Raw genomic sequence first — 17,404 nt, 5'->3', positions numbered from 1 at the left:
CATGGTTTCAGCGTGTGGAAGTTGATCAAGTACCTCAAGGAAGAACTGTTTATCGTTCTTGGAACCTCCTCGTCGGAGGCAGCGCTGCCTCGCGTCATGGTGAAGCTGGAAAATCTTGGCGCGAAGAAATCAGTGGTTGGACTAGTCATTCCTACGGGATACTCGTTCAATCTCGATGGCACGTCGATCTACCTCACACTGGCTGCCATCTTTATCGCCCAGGCGACGAATACGCCGCTGGACCTCACGCATCAGCTTACGTTGCTAGCCGTCTTGCTGCTGACCTCTAAAGGCGCTGCTGGTGTTACGGGCAGCGGTTTCATCGTGCTTGCGGCAACGCTGTCTGCGGTCGGACATGTACCAGTTGCAGGTCTTGCGCTTATCCTTGGTATCGACCGCTTCATGTCCGAAGCGCGCGCGCTGACGAATTTCATCGGCAATGCTGTGGCTACATTGGTGGTCGCCAGGTGGACCAACGAACTGGACCAATCCAGAATGCGCCGGGTCCTCGATAACGAGACTCCGGAGGAGGCGGACGAGCCGGAAAAGGTGTTTGACCGTACGGACGAAAGGATGCCTATCGCTACGGCGGGACCGCGAGCGCACAACATCTAAGGAGCGTGTGGACACAATAGTCCTGGAATGTTGTGCGCTGTTCTCGCCAGCACAGCTTCGACAAGCCTCGAACGGACTACGAGCAGGGTGCAAATCCTAAGGTCAAAAAGGAAAAACATGTACCAGCAGACCTATGACCCGTTGGGCAATACATTCCTGTCCACGATCGTTGCCGCGATCCCGATTCTGACGCTACTCTATTTCATTGCCTTGCACCGCCATCGCGATGCGCAGGGCAACGTGCATTTGGGCATCCCGGCACCCTACGCGGCTTTTTTCGGCGTCGTCGCCGCCTTCATTGTCTCGTGTCTGGTTTTCAGAATGCCAGTGGTGACGGCCGTCTCGGCCTTTGCGCTCGGCTCCCTTTCTGGATTTCTGGGAATTATCTGGATCGTCCTGGCCGCAATGTTCCTCTACACGATGAGCGTTGTTAGCGGAAAGTTCGAGATCGTCAAGGAATCGATCGTCCACATTTCGTTCGACCGGCGGCTGCAGTGCGTATTGATCGCCTTCTCATTCGGCGCAATCATCGAAGGTACGTCGGGATTCGGGACACCCGTCGCGATCGCAGGGGCTGTGATGGTGGGCCTCGGCTTCAAGCCATTTCAGTCAGCCGTGCTGAACCTGCTCGCCAATACCGCACCCGTCGCCTGGGGCGCGATCGGCACGCCGATCGTTACACTCGCGGCCGTGAGCGAACTCGATCAGGTCACGCTTTCCTCGATGGCGGGCCATCAGTTGCCGTTCGTATCGGTTCTCGTGCCCTTCTGGCTGGTCGCGACGTTCGTGAAGATGGAAGGCGGGTCATGGAAGGAAGTCTTCGAAGTCTGGCCGGCGATGCTGTGTGCGGGTGGATCGTTTGCGCTCATGCAGTTCTACGCTTCCGGGAGCAACGCACTCCACCTGATGACCGACGTGGTGTCGGGCGTCTTTTCGGTGATCTGCACGGCGCTATTCCTGCGCTTCATCTGGCACCCGAAGACACGCTTCCTGCTCCGCTCCGAACGTGAGGCACTCGTGCGAGCAGGCAAGAGCACGGCGACAACGACGACAGAAAGCACCGGGTGGAATTACAGGTACTCGGCTGCCGAAACCGCCTATGCATGGATGCCGTGGGTGATTCTGATCGCCTGTTGTGCACTGTGGGGCGTACCGGAGTTCAAGAAGTTTCTCAACAACCTGTTTGCCGGATTCACATTTTCCACGACGCTGCTCGGTTCGCCGTTCAAGGGTTCGCTGTCGCTGCCTGTCTGGGACATGCCCGCGCTGCATAACCTCGTGCAACGGATGCCGCCCGTCGTACCCGTCAACGCTAAAGCGGAGGCTGCCCGATTCACGATCAACTGGTTGTCCGCCGCGGGCACAGGCGTTTTTGTCGCAGCAGTGCTTTCCGGTCTCGTACTCAGGCTAAGCGTAACGCAATGGAAGGACGCCTTCATGCAGACCATGCGCAGGATGAAGATCCCGGTGCTGGTCATTGCCCAGGTGCTGGGCTTGGGGTTCCTGACGCGCTACTCAGGCACCGATGCAGTCCTCGGTCTTGCATTCACGGGTGCCGGAGTGCTCTATCCGTTCTTCGCGGCGTACCTCGGTTGGCTCGGTGTCTTCCTGACGGGCTCCGACACGGCGTCAAATGCCCTCTTCGGCAGCCTGCAGCGCATCACCGCGCAGCAACTCAACCTGAACCCCATCCTGATCGTGGCGACAAACTCGACGGGCGGCGTAATGGGCAAGATGATCGACGCTCAATCCATCATGGTCGCGTGCGCCGCCTGCTACGACGATCCGAAGGAGCGGTCATTCGCACTTGGACCGATTTTCCGGACGGTGTTCTTTCATTCGATCGCTGGGGCGGCGGTGATTGGTGTGATTGCCATGTTGCAGGCGTATGTCTTCCCGGGGATGATTCCGATACCACCCGCCGGCAAATGAATGCGCAGAGCCAAGTCAACGCCTTCACAGGTGGCTCACACAGCCCGGAAAATGCGATATCCCCTTCCGTTCGTCTATAACTATCCGCATACGCGGCGACGCGCCCCGATTTGGCGGAGGATCGAGCGAGATGGCACACGGTAACTACGACGTCGTCATCGACGACGCGGTCCAGTATTTTCAGAATCCGTCGCGCGGGCTGGGGGCGTTGATCTTTCCGCTCGGCCGGCAGCGGTTTCGGTCATATTTTGTGTCCAGCACCTTGCAGCGGGCGCGGCCGATCAGCGGCAGCCAGCATGTCGGCGACTTCGTTGATGCGTGTGTCGAGACCGGCATGCCCCGCGATTGGTATGCCGGCGCCAGTGTGGCTGGGCCGCTCGCCGCGTTTCCCGGCGCCGACAGTTGGGTCGATCATCCGTATCGTGGAGGTGTCGTGCTCGTCGGGGATGCGGACTCTTGCTGACGTTGCGCGATGTCCGGGTGCTGCGCGACTGCCTGCTCGCGACCGACGACTGGCATGCCGCGGCACATGCGTATGCGCAACAGCACGACAGGTATTACGGCGCTCTGCATCGCCGCTTTGTCCCACACGACGGCGCAGGGAGCGCATTGCCTGCGGGTGGCGATGTGCAAGCACCGAACGAACCCACCGCGATGACCTACATTTGCTGGCAAATGAACTTGTATTCGACTTGGGCACCCGGTTTTGAGTGCTGCAGCCGCACGGCCTCTGGTGGTTGCTCGAGTCTTGCCCACATCGGCGTTGACGCCCGATTCAACATCCGCCTTCCGGAACCTCGACATGGTTCGGCTAGGGCCGATGAAGCGACCCTCGCGTCCCTTATTGAGTCTAATGACCGGTTGCAGAGGCGGAGCCGACGTCTGAACGTCCGACCGATGGCACGGGCGAATGGCGGTTCATGGCCGGACACGGTCCGGCTGAATGGATAAACGGTCCGCTGCAGGTCTACCTGCGTCAGGCACACAGGGGTAGTCGAGCTCCTGGAGGCGACGCTCGGAATTACAGACCATCAACCGATAAGTCTGGATGCGTCCCGTCGACGATCGACCGCCCTTCGGCGAACCCGGCTTGCTCTGCGGCCTCTGCATTTGGCAGGTCAGGTATCGCGTGAGAGAAATTCACCCTGCTAGGTGAATAGCGAATATCGTCGCTGGGCCGACAGACCTATCCGGCATACCCGAACTGGATGTCTGGTGGGTGCGGCGAATGCTCCGGGACAGCCAGGACCCGGATAGTGAAACCTTTGTGCTCTTCAAATTGCTCTTTCCCTTCGGCCATATCTGTCTCCAGCGTGATTCTCGAGGAATCGTTGCACGCGACCTAGGCCAAGTTCTCGTCGCACCACTGAATCGCCCAGCGCTGCGCCGCCTCAATAGCATCCGCGTCGGACGAATAATCGCCGAGGTCGCCCGAATACTTCACCTCAACGGCATCGCCACCCACCGGGGCGCGCCGATAGATCTTAGCGCCGCCGTAATAGTGGCCGCCTTCATCAAGAGGTGACGCGTTGATGTGGAATTGTTGGTAGTGGAAATGTATGGCAGTCTCCAAACGTTTGCCCTACTCGTCGTCGCGTTGGACAAGCTGGACCTGTTTGTCACCGCCGAGGTCGCTCTGTCACTCTGCGAGGTGAATTGGAACTCGGACTCTTCGGCCCAAAACGCTTTACGAATGATATGTACATCGTAGGCAGTAACAGCAAAGCTCGCTGACCAGCGAGAGCAGGACAACAACGAGAGTTCTTATGGGAACGCTCCGTCCAAATACGGGTGCGCATCGATTATCAGCGATCCGGAAGTCGATGCCGATCGATCGTTCGTGGCCGAACCCGGCCCGACGCAGACCTCACGAGATCGCCGATCGCAGCAAATATGGGAAAGGCATAACTCGACCCCTTCCGGCCATTCAAGGGAAGCACTTGTCCGTCCGCTGCAGGTATCGCATCAGACGTTGCGAATTCATCGACAACGCCTCCAACTACTCAACGTTGCGCCGCCTTCGAAACAATGTGTTTATAGATCAGGTGCGGGTTATTGCCGTTTCTTTTTCATCCGTGTCTGGACGTGTCGGGTTTCTGCGATCATGCCGCGTAGTCCTCCGATGCACGCGTCGCGCCTCGGGCGGCGAGGCGGAAAATACGCGGGGTCATCCCCGTGTAGCGATGAAAGACGTCGGTGAAATGCTGCTGGGTCTGGAAACCCGTGCGGGCGACATCGAGCAACGACAATCCGCCTGAAGACAGCATTGACCTGGCAAGCGTCAGCCGTCCGGTCGTGAGATGAAAACGAGGTCGGGAGCCGGCCACGAAGCGGTGATGCAAGCCGGACTGTCCTACGGCGGTAGGCACGGCACGCCGGACTGCATGGTCCGGCTCACCGCCCGCCCGATTTACCGATGATGGTAGACGGCGGTCTCGAATTCGACAAACCCCGGGTAGGAAACCGCATCCTGGAATGGCAGGATCTGGCTGGCCCAATAGCCGCCGATGCCATTCTTGCGGTCAATCCAGAAAAAGAGGTTGCCCAGACCCGCCCACATCAGCGAACCAGCAGGCCGCCCCGAGGGCGCATCTTCACGGTTGATCATGAACGTGTAGCCCCAGCCCTTGTCGAGAGCCGGGAAGAACTCGCCCGTATTGCTCAGTGACGGGATCGAGGTGACCCAACCGCCGACCGAAACAGCCAAATCGGCCAGACCGTCCCGGCTCATGGCCGTCACCGTTTCAGCCCTCAGCACGCGGCCGTTCGGCCCGGCTCCGTCGTTCAGGATCATGCGGATGAACTTCATGTATTCGCCGACCGTGGCATACAGGCCATGACCGGCGCAGTCCATCTCGGGAGGTTGCGGCAGGACCAGATCGGGCAACGGAGTCACCTTGCCGTCCGCTGCGCGGTCATGGATAGTGGCGCGGCGTTGTGCCATCGAGTCGCTCATGGTGAAGGCGATGTCCTTCATACCCAGCGGGTCAAAGATACGGTCCTTCATCACTTCACCGAGGCGCTTTCCGCGTTGCTGCTCGACAATGCGGCCCAGCCAGTCGAGATTGACGCCGTAGGTCCAGCGCTCGCCAGGGTCGTGCAGCAGCACGGTGCGAATGGCCGCGAACGTGCTGGACACAATGGTCGGAATCTTTTTTGCCGTGCGGTACTTCAGGTCGTCGGCGCTAAAGAATTCGTAGCACAAGCCCGAGGTATGGAGCATCAGGTCGTTGACCGTGATCTTCCGTCTGGGGGGTCTGGTTTTGGGCTGGTCGTTGTCATCGAAGCCGTCGAGAACCTGCAACTCGTCGATTTCCGGGACGTATTTGCCAGCAGGGTCGCTGAGGCTGATTTTCCCTTCTTCCACCAGTTGCATCATGCAGACGCCCGCAAGGGCCTTCGTGGTGGAAAAAATGGCGAATACCGAGTCGGTGGTCATCGGGCTGTCCTTGCCCAGCTCACGGGTGCCGACAGCGCCTTCGTAGAAGTTGCCGTGGCGGTCGGTGGCCATGGCCACCACCCCAGGGACGCCGCCGTGGCGCTCGACCGACTGTTTGAGCACAGCATCCAGCGCCGACTTCATTTTGACCTGTGTCATTGCCTGTCTCCGATCCTAGGCGGCAGCGTTACACACTTGCGTCGGCCGCCTGTAAGCGATTCGCAAGCTTACATCAGTATAGGAGAACCAGGTCGGAAAACCTGTCCCGGATCTGGGGCAGAACTGTTCGGAGCAGGCAACGAACAGGAGCTGGATTGGCCCCAAAAACTCCTATGCCGTACGAAGCCACCATTCGCGAGGTCCGGTGACCAACCTTGGAATTTTCAGACCAGTTGAGACTTGAGAGAGTGGCTTCGCAGCGCTGATTTGGCGCAGATCATGGACCATCGACCGATGACCGGTTGCCGCGCGTCAACAGGCATCCCTGGTTGCTATTCAAATAGCACCTCCTGGCCCAGACCGTGTCAAAACGCACGCCGCTTCGGCTCAGCGCAAGAAACGGCTTGTCAAGAACGCCCTATATCGGCCTCGCGACACCTCGGGAGGGGTAAAGCACCCCCTAAAACCTAGTGATTTTGCGTTTTGACACGACCTCGGCCGCCCTCTGACCGTCATTGATCGGCTGGACCCGACCCACAAGGGACACCCACAGTTCTCTTAATCGGTCGTTTAGGGCCTGTGTTTCACCGTTGCCTACGGAACAATTTGAACAGTTAATGTGTTGAAGTCGCATTGATACTCGTTGAAATGACTTCAGCTATTCGGGCAGCACATTCGGCACTGGACTATTGCACTTTCTTGTCTTCGCGTTTCGCGTCCGCCATGGCCTCCGGCTCTAACTCTTCCGCGGACCGATTCAGGTGGACGAACAGCCCCCAGGAGGCAAGAAGCAAGGCTGTCGAAGCAATCAACCCGGCCGCATACCGAAGCTGCGATGGGTCTTGGTGCAGCGCTTTGAACGTTGCCACGAGCCCTTCGATGGCAAGCGCGACGACGACAACCACTAAGAATCGCGACATGAAACGTCGTACCCGCGTCGGCGCGCTCACGTCAGCCTCCCGTATGACCTCTTCCTCTACGATGGTCTCGGCGATCTGCAAGGCGACAACGGCCCCAGCCAGCAGCCCCAAAGCTTCAATGATGGATTGCGCGCTTGCCTGGTCCCATTGACTCGCAAATGCAATCGATCCGATGCGAGCAGCAATCGCAATCAACATCAGCGCCGCGCAGGTGAAGAGAACAGCCATCAGCCCATGGACGATCGTAAAGAAGCGCAAAAGAAACTTCATTTTTGTAGCATCCCTTGAATTGCAAGTGGGTGATCCATGCCGTTGAAAGGCGCGGCCACGACGGCTGGCAGGAATGCAGCCGCTCACGCTGCAGTCCCAACTGTCACTTATGGCGGCGTGGCGACACACCGCATGTGGCACCCCGAATTCGTCGATTTTCGCTAAGACATGGGGCTGCCCCAGCAAAAGTGTGCGACGGATGCAGCGCTGGGTGTTTATCTCGGGCTGTCTTTGTAGCAATTCTTGAACTAGCGAACGATGAGAGTCGGGCTGCCGCAGCGCGCCAATATGCCCGCTGCCACGGACCCAAGGACGAGATTGGCAATCGCCGAGTGGCCATGTGATCCCATTATGATGAGGTCCGGTTGCTGGGCCTCGGCGAATGCAGCAACGCATTCCGCAGCATGACCGATGACATGGTGCGTCGTCATCGAGAGTGAATGTCGGCTTGCGAACTCGCGCACGGGTGCCAGCACCTTTTCCGCTTCCTCCCGGTAATACGCTTGGACGACGTCGTGTTCCAAGAATCCGCGGGCATGGGCAGGAATCTGTGTAACAACGGTGAGTGCCATGTAAGTATGGCTAGGGCCGAATAGAGTGCCATTGCTTGCAATGAAATCGAGCGCCCGTTTGGTGAAGTTGCTACCGTCGACCGGCAATAGTATCTTCACTGCGACCTCACATTAACCTGGCTGGAGACGTCATGACAGCCGTTCACTTGCGTTCGCCGCCGAAGATGCCGAGCAGCGCCAGCAGGTTGACGAATACGTTATACACATCCAGATAGATGGCGAGCGCGGCGGTGATGTAGTTCGTTTCGCCGCCATTCACCACGCGTTGCACGTCGAACAGCATGTAAGCCGAGAAGATTACGATAGCCAGCACCGACACCGTCAGCATCAACGCCGGCAATTGCAGGAAGATGTTCGCGAACGCGGCGAGCAGAATCACGATGACGCCCCACAAACAGCCACTTGCCGAGGCCCGAGAAGTCGCGCTTGCTGATTGTGGCGATGGTCGCCATGGCAGCGAAGATGACGCCGGTGCCTCCGCATGCCAGCATGACCAGCTGCGGCCCGTTCGAGAACCCGAGGACGAAACTCAGGAGCCGCGACAGCATAAGGCCCATGAAAAACGCGAAGGCGAGCAGCAATGCCATGCCGATACCGCTTTCCTTTGTGCGCTCGATCGCGAACATGAAGCCGAACGCGATCGCGAGAAACCCGATGAAGCTCAAAGTCGGGCTGATGCTGGCGAACAGCGAAAAGCTGGTCGCAACCCCGAGCCATGCGCCGAACACCGTCGGCACCATCGACAACGCTAGCAGCCAGTAGGTGTTACGCAGCACGCGGTTGCGGGTTTCGACTGACGTGACAGTGCCATGCAGACCGAAACTGGATCGGGACTCTCTCATAGCTGTTCCTTACCTATCATCTGTCAGGGCTGGATGTATGCTTCTTGAGCATACCTTCGTTTTGTGACTCTCAAACTCCGACCGCTAGCGCCACGAGCCGTTTGCTTCTGCGTCAAATTTAACCTTGATACTGCACGCAGTTGCGCTGCCCTGATGTTTCCCGAATTTAAAATGGTTTGGTATCCTGATGGCTATGGGTTGAACGTAGGCATGAGGAACCGACTTGTTGCGGACGAGTACGCTGAATCGATCGGCAACGCGCAGCGTCAGAGCGTTACTCCGTTGACCAACCTGATGCTCTCCAGACTACCCGGCAGACGTAAGTGCGGCAACGCGTTAAAGGCTGCCGTCGCTCAGATCAGGCTTCGGCGAGCAAACCGGCGGCAGATCGCTTTCGAGCGGTCGTGAACCGCAGGTTTTCCGGTCGGCATTCGATGTGGTTCAACGCCATTTCGCGATCAAAACAACTGCTGAATGCCAGCCAGACGCCACTGTTGCTCGCCGTGGGTGTCCTTGACGACGCTCCACACTTCCTGCGATCACCCTTGGAAGAGTAGCTCACCGCTACATACATTACAATCTGTAATATTGTCCTTTGAATGGGATTTCCGAAAATTGACTCGGTGAGCCGTCGTATATTCCGCGCCGCAGACGCGGCGGCGATCGACATTGCGTTGTGGACGTCAGGCAATGAAGCGCGGTTCAACTCTGCAAGGATACCGATTGATGCGCCGGTCGCTATCGTTTGCATACGGCGTTGCGCAGAACGCAGCGGTCGCGCGGTGCAGCGACCACTCGTGAATGCTCGAAGACAATGCGCTGTCTACCGAAGCGGCACCGTCTAACCATTGAACAATTCGCTACGCGCCGCGTCCATGATCATCGCGACAGCCGGATGACTGATGTGGCGCTCGATCGAGATCGCAAAGAACTCTTCGACGATGGTGTTGATCTGCCCGACCACCATCAGTTTGTGCTCTGCCTGTAACTGGCTCTCCAGCACGGTTGGTGCGAACAGCAGGCCGCGGCCTTCACGGCCGAACGCCATGGTCATTGCTCCGTCGTCGAATTCTCCGACGATGCGCGGCGAAATTGCATGTGACGCCAGCCAGTGATCCAGCTTGCGGCGCACCGCGGATTCCGTGCCCGGCAGCAACACCGGCAACTGACCGAGTGACAACGGGAAGCGGTTCCTGCCGCTCTGGACCAGCGTCTCCGCGCCGAAGCAGCTTAGCGTCGAACGGCCGAGCCGGTGATTGAACGCCTTGATGTTGACGTCGGCGGGAATGGGGGCATCCGCGATGATCAGGTCGAGGCGGTGCACGGCCAGTTGCGCGAGCAGCGCATGCAGCTTACCTTCGTGACAGATCATGCGCAGCGACACTGAAGCGCTCAGCGCTGGTTCCAGCAGCCGGTAGTCGATTGCCTTTGGCAACGCATCCGCGATCCCGACGCGAAACCGCGTTTGGCGCCGGATTCGTTCTCGCGCCGCACCGCGCTCTCGAGTTCCGAGCCCAGCGAGAATATTTCGTCGGCGTAATCGAGCGCCAGGCGCCCTGCATCGGTGAGTTCGATCGTCCGCCCGTTTTTCCTGAACAGCTTTTTGTCCAGCGCTTCTTCAAGCAGCTTGATCTGCCCGCTGAGCGTTTGCGGCGTGTCAGTTAGGCACGCACCGGCTTCTTGCCAGCGCGCTTCGCCATTTTCGCAATCTTGTCTTCATGCTTCGGCGACGGCCACAGGCCTTCCGAGCGGTACAGCATGATGATGACCATCGCGAGGCCGTACAGCAGCTGACGGATCACTTCCGTATCGACGATTTCATGGCCGAAGATCATGTTCTGCAGCGGTCCCATCGTCGAGCGCAGGAATTCCGGGAACACGGCGAGCAGCACCGCACCGAGAACCACGCCCGGAATATGGCCCATGCCGCCGAGCACCACGCACGCCAGCACCACCACCGATTCCCAGAACGTGAACGATTCCGGCGACACGAAGCCCTGGAACGAGCCGAACATCGCGCCCGACAGGCCGCCGAACGACGCGCCCATCGCGAACGCCAGCAGCTTGATGTTGCGGGTGTTGATACCCATCGCCTTGGCGGCGATTTCGTCTTCGCGGATCGCGGCCCACGCTCGGCCGATACGCGAATGCTGCAGACGCGTACAGGTCCAGATCACCAGCAGCGAACACAGCACGAACAGGTAGTAGTACGAGTACACCGACGGGAACTGGAAGCCGAACAGCGAGTGCGTCTGCGCGAGGCTGAAGCCGCCCACCTGCACCGGATCGATCCCCGTGATCCCCTTCGGGCCGTTGGTGATGTTCACCGGACGGTCGAGGTTGTTCATGAAGATCCGCACGATTTCCCCGAAGCCCAAGGTCACGATCGCGAGGTAGTCGCCACGCAGACGCAGGGTCGGCGCACCGAGCACGATCCCGAAAAACGCGGCGAACGACATCGCGACCGGCACGATGATCCAGATGGGCGTATGCAGCCCGTTCGGAGCCAGATGCGCGATCCACTCGAACTGCGTCGCGAGGTGTGGCGAGCTCAGCAAGGCGGCCGTGTAAGCGCCGATCGCGTAGAACGCGATGTAGCCCAAATCCAGCAGGCCGGCGAAGCCGACCACCACGTTCAGGCCGAGCGCGAGCATCACATAGAGCATCGCGAAGTCGAGCACGCGCACCCAGTAGTTGCCGCCGGCCGCGCCGATGATCATCGGTGCGGCGATTACGAAGATCGCCGTAATGATGCCGACGGTCAGCGTCTTCGTCAGGTTCCTTTCAGGGATGAGCGTCGTGGACGGCTCGATCGGTTGAATTGAGGTCATGTTAGCTGCTCCTTCCCCTTACGCGCGATCCGCGACACGTTCGCCCAACAGGCCCGACGGACGGAACACCAGCACGATGATCAGCACGATGAATGCGAACACGTCCTGGTAGTTACTGCCGAACACGCCACCCGTCAGGTTGCCGATGTAGCCGGCACCCAGCTGTTCGATCAGACCCAGAATCACGCCGCCGACCATCACGCCGTCCAGGTTGCCGATCCCGCCGAGCACCGATGCGGTGAACGCCTTCAGGCCGGGGATGAAGCCCATGTAGAAGTGTGCGTTGCCGTATTCGGACGCGATCATCACGCCGGCCAGGGCGGCCAGCGCCGAGCCGATCATGAAGGTCGCCGAAATCACGAAGTTCGGGTTCACGCCCATCAGGCTCGCGACGCCCGGGTTCTCGGCGATCGCGCGCATTGCGCGGCCCAGCTTCGCCTTGTGCACGAGCAGCAGCAGGCCGCCCATCACGAGGAACGCGACGACGATGATCCAGCTTGTTCCGGTAGTCGCAGCCCCGACAAATGAAGAAAAATCCATTCTCGTCGGTCTGCGGCTCGACCTCATCGAAGGCGAACCGCGCATTGCGGTTCCGGCAAGTCCACATGGCTATTTCCGTCGCTGTTTTCGACGGTTCGTCAGTTGTCTGGGTTCGGACGGTCGGCGCGGCAATTCAGAACTCATGTTCTTTAAGCAACTTGTTGGCAAGAACGCGCGCCGCATCTCGCGCCTGATCCTCACGCTCGAAATCCTGTTCAGTTTCGTGTGGATCGTCCGACTCAGGTTCAGCTCCCACTCCGTCGCTCAGATCAGGCTTCAACGAGCAAACCGGCGGCAGATCGATTTCGAGTGGCCGCAGGTTTTCCGGTCGGCATTCGGCCTAGTTCGACAGCATTTCGCGATCAAACCAACATCTGGATGCCAGCCAGATGCCACTGTTGCTCGCTGTGGCTATCCTTGACGGCGTTTCACTCTTCCTGGAAACACCCAGGTTAGAAGAGTAGCTCACCGCCACATATATTACAATCTGTAATATTTCCCTTTGAATGGGATGTCCAGAGAATTACCTCAGAACTGGTTGCGGGTTTTCTGAGGGGGCTAATTTTGTCTGCGAGCCGCATCAGGACTGGATTTGGTGGTCTGCGCGGCCGGATCGGTCGAAGTCCAGATTTGTGGATGTTACGGATCGCTGGAAGTCAAGGCGGGCACGCGATTCCAACGAAACTAAGTGTTGAATCCTTCAGCTGCTGTACATCGGCGGCTTCATCAGGACCAGCTCCTGGACCTCACGGTCATTCACGGCGACGGCACGAGCACTGCCGCGAAGAAGGGCGGCGACAACCTGGGGTACAGCGGGCACAGACACCAGAAAGGCGACAAGGTGGTCGCCTTCTGCGATCGCCGCTGCAACGTGATCGCGCCATTCGTTTCTGCCCCGGGCAACCACAACGAATCGCCGCTGTTGCGTGACGCGCTGCCCATACTGAGCCACATGGTCCGCGCCATTGGCATGGCCTGCAAGGCGCAACGGTCAGCCTGGACAGCGTCTACGACTGCCGGGCCAACCGCAAGGCGATTTTCAACCGGGACATGATTCCCAACATTCCCGAAAATCCGCGTGGACGCAAAGCGCCGAAGCGGGGCCGCAAACTGCGCTTCGATCCAGCCATTCTCGAGGAGCGCTTCAGGACCATCGAGCGGGTCTTCGCCTGGGAGGACAAGTTCCGGCGTCTGCTGCTTCGCTTCGAGCGTCTGAGCCCGGTCCATTACGCCTTCAAGACCCTCGCTTACACGATGATCAACCTGCGGCACTACTGCTGACAATCAGCGCTGATGCCAGCACCATGGCGATGGCGCAGCGCGCCATGAAGCATCACGCCCATGTCATCTGTAATCCTGACAATTGATCGCTCAAAGTAGCATAACGATCGCATTTTTTTCACAACTCAAACCTCCCCTGCGCGCTCATGCCACATCGATTCACTGCCTCCAGCTCGCGCTAGAGGGAAACCCGCAACCAGTTGACCGCCATTTTCTGCGCAAAACGCAACCCCTTATCAGCTCGCCTCGTCGGGCAATGAGCTGCCAAAGAGGTCTGGAATCGCGTCGTCCGCCTGTTGCCGCGCCGGCATCGTGCCGCTCCGGATCTGCCAGAGAACATCCGGCGGCAGCCAGGTATCCTCCATCGCGCCAATGCCGCCTTCGATCATCTGCTGCAGGAAAAACGATTGCCTGCGTCCAGTTAATTCTGCCAGTAGCCGCAACCTTTGCTCGATCTGTGGGTTGACGCGTACCGCGACCACCTTCCGCTGATTTTCGGCGGTTCGTTTCACCGCATACTCCTGTCGTGTTCTTCGTGCCGCAAACGGGCGCGTTCGTGCGGTGCTTCTACCATGGTGAATCGCGGTTCGCAACCAATCGAGGACGGTTGCGTCATCGCACACAACCTTCGCCAGAGTCACATCATCGATTCGTCCCGTTACCGGGACAAGGACGCTGAACCGTAGCCCAACCGGTCTCTCACAAGCTGTCCTTTGTTGAACCCCAGATGCTAGTGCTGCGCAAGCAGTAACGATGACGAACAACGGCAGGGGGTAGCCCCAGGCAGTTTTCAGTTCGGGCATGCCCTCGAAGTTCATCCCATACAGGCTGAAGATCACCGTTGGCACTGCGAGGATCGCCCCCGGCCAGGCCAGTCGCCTGGTTGTGCACGCGGAACGACGCTCCCGGCAACATCGCCGTCCTGCTGGCTGCTGCGGGGGTATCCGGAGCCGGGGCGGCCTGGCCCGATCTGATCGTCGCCGCATTGCTGGCGCCACTAGCCATGACGTCGGCCGCCCACGTACTTCGTCAGGCACGTACGGAACTCGGAAAGATTGGTCCGAAGCTCAAGAGCACTCCGACAGTGCCTGAGAATTGAGCGTCGTCGTGGGTGAGCCCCGAGACCTGGTAAACAACATCGCGGTTGCATGCTTCCGACAGGCCGACGTTTTCCTTCCCACGCCCTTAAACGTTACGGCGACTTCCTGGGACTGGCTACCTCGTCTGTCGTCCGCAGCGCTGCGTTGGCCGTGACCAGCAGCCTCGCATCGTGATCGCACAGTAATGCATCTACAGCGCCGAAAGCTTTTTTTAGCTCTTTCTCGCCCGTCTTCGTGGTCTTGCCGCTTTCAGCGACGGTCTCAGCTTCCTTTTTCAGTCGCTTGACCAGCTTTGCGGCGCACCGGCTATCGAGCGTCCCTTCGCTGACGAACTTGCTGATCTGCATTGTCAGCGCGGCCAGCGTCGCTTCGGTCGTTTCATTCGAGCCTCCGACATCGTCGGAGGAGGATTTCTCGCTCATCAGAATTCTCCCCGGTGGGTGGAGCCACCTGCCCCGAGCAGGATTAAGCGTCTCGCGAAGACGGTAGCAATCGTCTTGTGCTGAAATAGTAACATTACATAAACCTTTCGGTTATCCGGTGTCAAAGGAGAGTTGAGGGTTCTATGTCACCGCAGTCATTCAGCCAGCTTCTACAGGAGACTTGCGAATGAAACGAATCTTGCTGTTCCTCGCCACCAACCTCGCGGTGATGTTGGTGCTTTCGATAGTATTGAATGTGTTGGGCGTCGGCGGCTTCCTGACCGGGAGCGGGCTTAACGTCAATGCGCTGCTCGTGTTCTCGCTGGTGATCGGCTTCGCCGGCTCGATCATTTCGCTGCTTATCTCCAGACCGATGGCGAAATGGACAACCGGGGCGCGCGTCATCGAGTCGCCGCGCGATGCGACTGAGCGATGGCTGGTCGACACCGTGCGGGAGCTCGCGCAGCGTGCTCGCATTGGCATGCCGGAAGTCGCAATTTTTGAAGGCGCACCAAACGCGTTCGCCACAGGGGCTTTCAAGAATTCAGCCCTGGTGGCTGTCTCCACCGCATTGCTGCAATCGATGAACGGGGAGGAAGTGGAGGCTATCCTTGCCCATGAGATTTCGCACGTGAGCAACGGCGACATGGTCACCTTGACGCTCATTCAGGGCGTGGTGAATACCTTCGTGATTTTCTTCGCCCGTGTGGTCGGGTACTTCGTGGACAAGACCTTGTTTCGTACCGAACGCGGTGTCGGTCCCGGGTTCTACATTACCGTTATTGTTTGCGAGATTGTTTTCGGCATTCTCGCTTCGGTGATCGTCGCGTACTTCTCGCGCCTGCGCGAGTTCCGCGCTGATGCGGGCTCTGCGCAACTGCTGGCTTCTCCGCGACCGATGATCAATGCGCTGGCCCGCCTGGGTGGACTTGCACCCGGCGAACTTCCGCAATCCTTCAAGGCGTCCGGCATCACCGACAAGCCGGGCTGGCTCGGGCTGTTCTCCACGCACCCACCGATCGACAGGCGTATTGCCGTGCTGCAAAGCCGCGGGTAGTCAGTGAGGCAGGGTTGCGCGCGGCATTCCGACATGCGACGTCGACGTTAGGCAAGGGGGCTCAGGCGGCGCCGGTAACGGGCTTCCTGTGTCGACCACGGGCCACGGCGCGCGGAAGCACCGGTGCGCCCGCAAATTCTCCGCGGATCTAAAGGAAAGGCGTTCATGTGCGAGAGTTATCCGAAGCCCCTGGTCAGGCGCGTCATCCTCGCCTTTCTTCTTGGCGTGCTCGTAGTGCTGAGCTACGTAGTGCTGCACCTGTTCCTGGTGCCTGTGGCCTGGGCCACCATCTTTGCCTACGTGACCTGGCCCGCTTATCGCCGCTTGCGCTCGCTTATGCGCGGGAACGCCACCGGCAGCGCGCTGCTGATGACGATCATTCTCTCGGCGGCGTTCATTCTGCCGTCAATCTGGCTGATCGTGCTGCTGCGTGACGAACTGGCCGCGGCCTACCAGACCGTCGCCGGCTACCTCGCCAATGGGCCGCACAAACTGCCGGAATTGATTGCGCGCGTCCCGTGGCTCGGGCTGTGGCTGCAGGATCTACTGAATCAAGTATCGGCCGATCCGATGGCTTTGCGCGCGCAAATCGCTGAGTGGGGCCGACAGTGGACCGGGGAGGTCGGCCAGTTAGTCGGCGGCGTGGGTCGCAATGCGACGAAATTGGGCTTTGCCTTGCTGACGCTGTTTTTTATGTACCGGGACGGCGAAAGCGCGTTGGATCAAGTGCGCCGCATCCTACGGCGTTTTCTGGGCGATCGCCTGGACGCCTATCTCGCTTCTATCGGCGGCACGACCAAGGCGGTCGTCTACGGGCTCGTGCTGACGGCACTGGCGCAGGGCGCGCTTGCCGGCCTGGGTTACTGGGTTGCCGGGATGCAGGCGCCGGTGTTGCTGGCTGCGTTTACGGTGCTGATCGCGTTGATACCCTTTGGCACGCCGTTCGTATGGGGATCGATCGGTGTATGGCTCCTCGTCACAGGAAAAACGCTAGCCGGGGTCGGCCTTTTACTCTGGGGCGCACTGGTCGTTAGCTGGGTGGACAACCTGATTCGTCCGCTCGTGATCAGCAGCGCTACCCGGATACCGTTTCTTCTGGTCGTGTTCGGTGTGCTGGGCGGGCTTGCGGCCTTCGGCCTGGTAGGACTGTTTGTAGGTCCCGTCATCCTGGCGGTCCTGATGGCAGTGTGGCGTGGGTGGCTGGAGGAACAGACAACCGTGGGCACTGGAACACAAGGCTAGCCCAACGCACTGCTGAAGTGATCAACTGCTGGTGCCGTCAGGCGGGTTGAGCAGGATGGTTCGTTGGTTTTAGAAGCAGGGTGTAAAAAGTTTTGTGTAAACGGTCATTTGGCAGGAGACTGCCAGCAACAGGAGCATAGTCTTACTGTGTCACATAATTAGTTGCGCAATCTATTGCCGTA

Annotated in this window: 15 protein-coding genes and 5 pseudogenes; 8 read left to right on the top strand and 12 right to left on the bottom strand. The window is 59.2% G+C overall.

The genetic code is table 11. The features are described from left to right. From P0D89_RS44790 to P0D89_RS44780, 3 genes are all read left to right on the top strand, one after another. On the top strand, positions 1–615 hold a 615-nt coding region (locus tag P0D89_RS44790; RefSeq protein ID WP_408378635.1), incomplete at its 5' end, for a cation:dicarboxylate symporter family transporter. A gap of 117 nt (positions 616–732) precedes the next feature. Continuing rightward, positions 733–2,547 (top strand): L-lactate permease, encoded by a 1,815-nt coding sequence (locus P0D89_RS44785; protein WP_408370263.1) that lies wholly within the window; start codon positions 733–735, stop codon positions 2,545–2,547. Positions 2,548–2,677: 130 nt separating this feature from the next. Next, positions 2,678–3,010 (top strand): hypothetical protein, encoded by a 333-nt coding sequence (locus P0D89_RS44780; protein WP_408370260.1) that lies wholly within the window; start codon positions 2,678–2,680, stop codon positions 3,008–3,010. 879 nt (positions 3,011–3,889) lie between these two features. Here P0D89_RS44780 and P0D89_RS44775 read toward each other — a convergent pair. The 9 genes and pseudogenes from P0D89_RS44775 to P0D89_RS44735 all read right to left on the bottom strand — a co-directional run. After that, the gene (locus P0D89_RS44775; protein ID WP_408370269.1) at positions 3,890–4,108 is read right to left on the bottom strand and encodes a hypothetical protein; all 219 of its coding nucleotides are present in this window, start codon (positions 4,106–4,108) and stop codon (positions 3,890–3,892) included. 541 nt (positions 4,109–4,649) lie between these two features. Beyond that, positions 4,650–4,916, bottom strand: a complete 267-nt coding sequence (locus tag P0D89_RS44770; protein ID WP_408370257.1) for a helix-turn-helix domain-containing protein — start codon at positions 4,914–4,916, stop codon at positions 4,650–4,652. Between the two features lie 41 nt (positions 4,917–4,957). Beyond that, positions 4,958–6,145: a serine hydrolase domain-containing protein gene (locus P0D89_RS44765; protein ID WP_408370254.1), complete on the bottom strand. Its 1,188-nt coding sequence runs from the start codon at positions 6,143–6,145 to the stop codon at positions 4,958–4,960. 686 nt (positions 6,146–6,831) lie between these two features. Then, on the bottom strand, positions 6,832–7,335 hold the full coding sequence (locus tag P0D89_RS44760) for a hypothetical protein (protein WP_408368682.1): 504 nt from the start codon (positions 7,333–7,335) through the stop codon (positions 6,832–6,834). 248 nt (positions 7,336–7,583) lie between these two features. Next, positions 7,584–8,006 (bottom strand): universal stress protein, encoded by a 423-nt coding sequence (locus P0D89_RS44755; protein ID WP_408368684.1) that lies wholly within the window; start codon positions 8,004–8,006, stop codon positions 7,584–7,586. 43 nt (positions 8,007–8,049) lie between these two features. Further along, positions 8,050–8,749: pseudogene (locus P0D89_RS44750) on the bottom strand (Bax inhibitor-1/YccA family protein). Positions 8,750–9,590: 841 nt separating this feature from the next. Continuing rightward, positions 9,591–10,426: pseudogene (locus tag P0D89_RS44745) on the bottom strand (LysR substrate-binding domain-containing protein); the annotation flags it as partial. Beyond that, entirely contained in the window at positions 10,411–11,580 is a 1,170-nt protein-coding gene (locus P0D89_RS44740; RefSeq protein ID WP_408378633.1) for an ABC transporter permease subunit, read from the bottom strand. The pseudogene P0D89_RS44745 and the gene P0D89_RS44740, both read right to left, overlap by 16 nt. A gap of 18 nt (positions 11,581–11,598) precedes the next feature. Next, positions 11,599–12,072 (bottom strand): annotated as a pseudogene (locus tag P0D89_RS44735) (branched-chain amino acid ABC transporter permease); the annotation flags it as partial. Between P0D89_RS44735 and P0D89_RS44730 the strand changes: the two are divergent. The 3 genes from P0D89_RS44730 to P0D89_RS44720 all read left to right on the top strand — a co-directional run bounded on the left by P0D89_RS44730 (position 12,068) and on the right by P0D89_RS44720 (position 13,401). Further along, the gene (locus tag P0D89_RS44730) at positions 12,068–12,541 is read left to right on the top strand and encodes a hypothetical protein (RefSeq protein ID WP_408368688.1); all 474 of its coding nucleotides are present in this window, start codon (positions 12,068–12,070) and stop codon (positions 12,539–12,541) included. The pseudogene P0D89_RS44735 and the gene P0D89_RS44730 sit on opposite strands and share 5 nt — an antisense overlap. Before the next feature lie 267 nt (positions 12,542–12,808). Continuing rightward, entirely contained in the window at positions 12,809–13,174 is a 366-nt protein-coding gene (locus P0D89_RS44725; protein WP_408378631.1) for a hypothetical protein, read from the top strand. After that, the gene (locus tag P0D89_RS44720; protein ID WP_408378628.1) at positions 13,171–13,401 is read left to right on the top strand and encodes a hypothetical protein; all 231 of its coding nucleotides are present in this window, start codon (positions 13,171–13,173) and stop codon (positions 13,399–13,401) included. The genes P0D89_RS44725 and P0D89_RS44720 overlap by 4 nt, the downstream gene beginning before the upstream one ends. 236 nt (positions 13,402–13,637) lie before the next feature. Here the strand turns inward: P0D89_RS44720 and P0D89_RS44715 are convergent. From P0D89_RS44715 to P0D89_RS44705, 3 genes and pseudogenes are all read right to left on the bottom strand, one after another. Then, positions 13,638–13,913: pseudogene (locus P0D89_RS44715) on the bottom strand (hypothetical protein); the annotation flags it as partial. 219 nt (positions 13,914–14,132) lie between these two features. Further along, positions 14,133–14,288: pseudogene (locus P0D89_RS44710) on the bottom strand (CorA family divalent cation transporter); the annotation flags it as partial. Positions 14,289–14,593: 305 nt separating this feature from the next. Further along, the gene (locus P0D89_RS44705; protein WP_408368692.1) at positions 14,594–14,923 is read right to left on the bottom strand and encodes a hypothetical protein; all 330 of its coding nucleotides are present in this window, start codon (positions 14,921–14,923) and stop codon (positions 14,594–14,596) included. A gap of 187 nt (positions 14,924–15,110) precedes the next feature. Between P0D89_RS44705 and htpX the strand changes: the two genes are divergently transcribed. Next, positions 15,111–15,980 (top strand): protease HtpX, encoded by an 870-nt coding sequence (gene htpX / locus P0D89_RS44700; protein WP_408368694.1) that lies wholly within the window; start codon positions 15,111–15,113, stop codon positions 15,978–15,980. A 165-nt stretch (positions 15,981–16,145) separates the two neighbouring features. Next, entirely contained in the window at positions 16,146–17,222 is a 1,077-nt protein-coding gene (locus tag P0D89_RS44695; protein WP_408368696.1) for an AI-2E family transporter, read from the top strand. The last annotated feature ends 182 nt before the right edge of the window (positions 17,223–17,404 follow it).

Source organism: Paraburkholderia sp. RL18-085-BIA-A, from assembly GCF_046027075.1.
Taxonomy (GTDB): domain Bacteria; phylum Pseudomonadota; class Gammaproteobacteria; order Burkholderiales; family Burkholderiaceae; genus Paraburkholderia.
The sequence above is the reverse complement of the archived record's forward strand: the minus strand, read 5'-3'. Positions and strand labels throughout refer to the sequence as shown.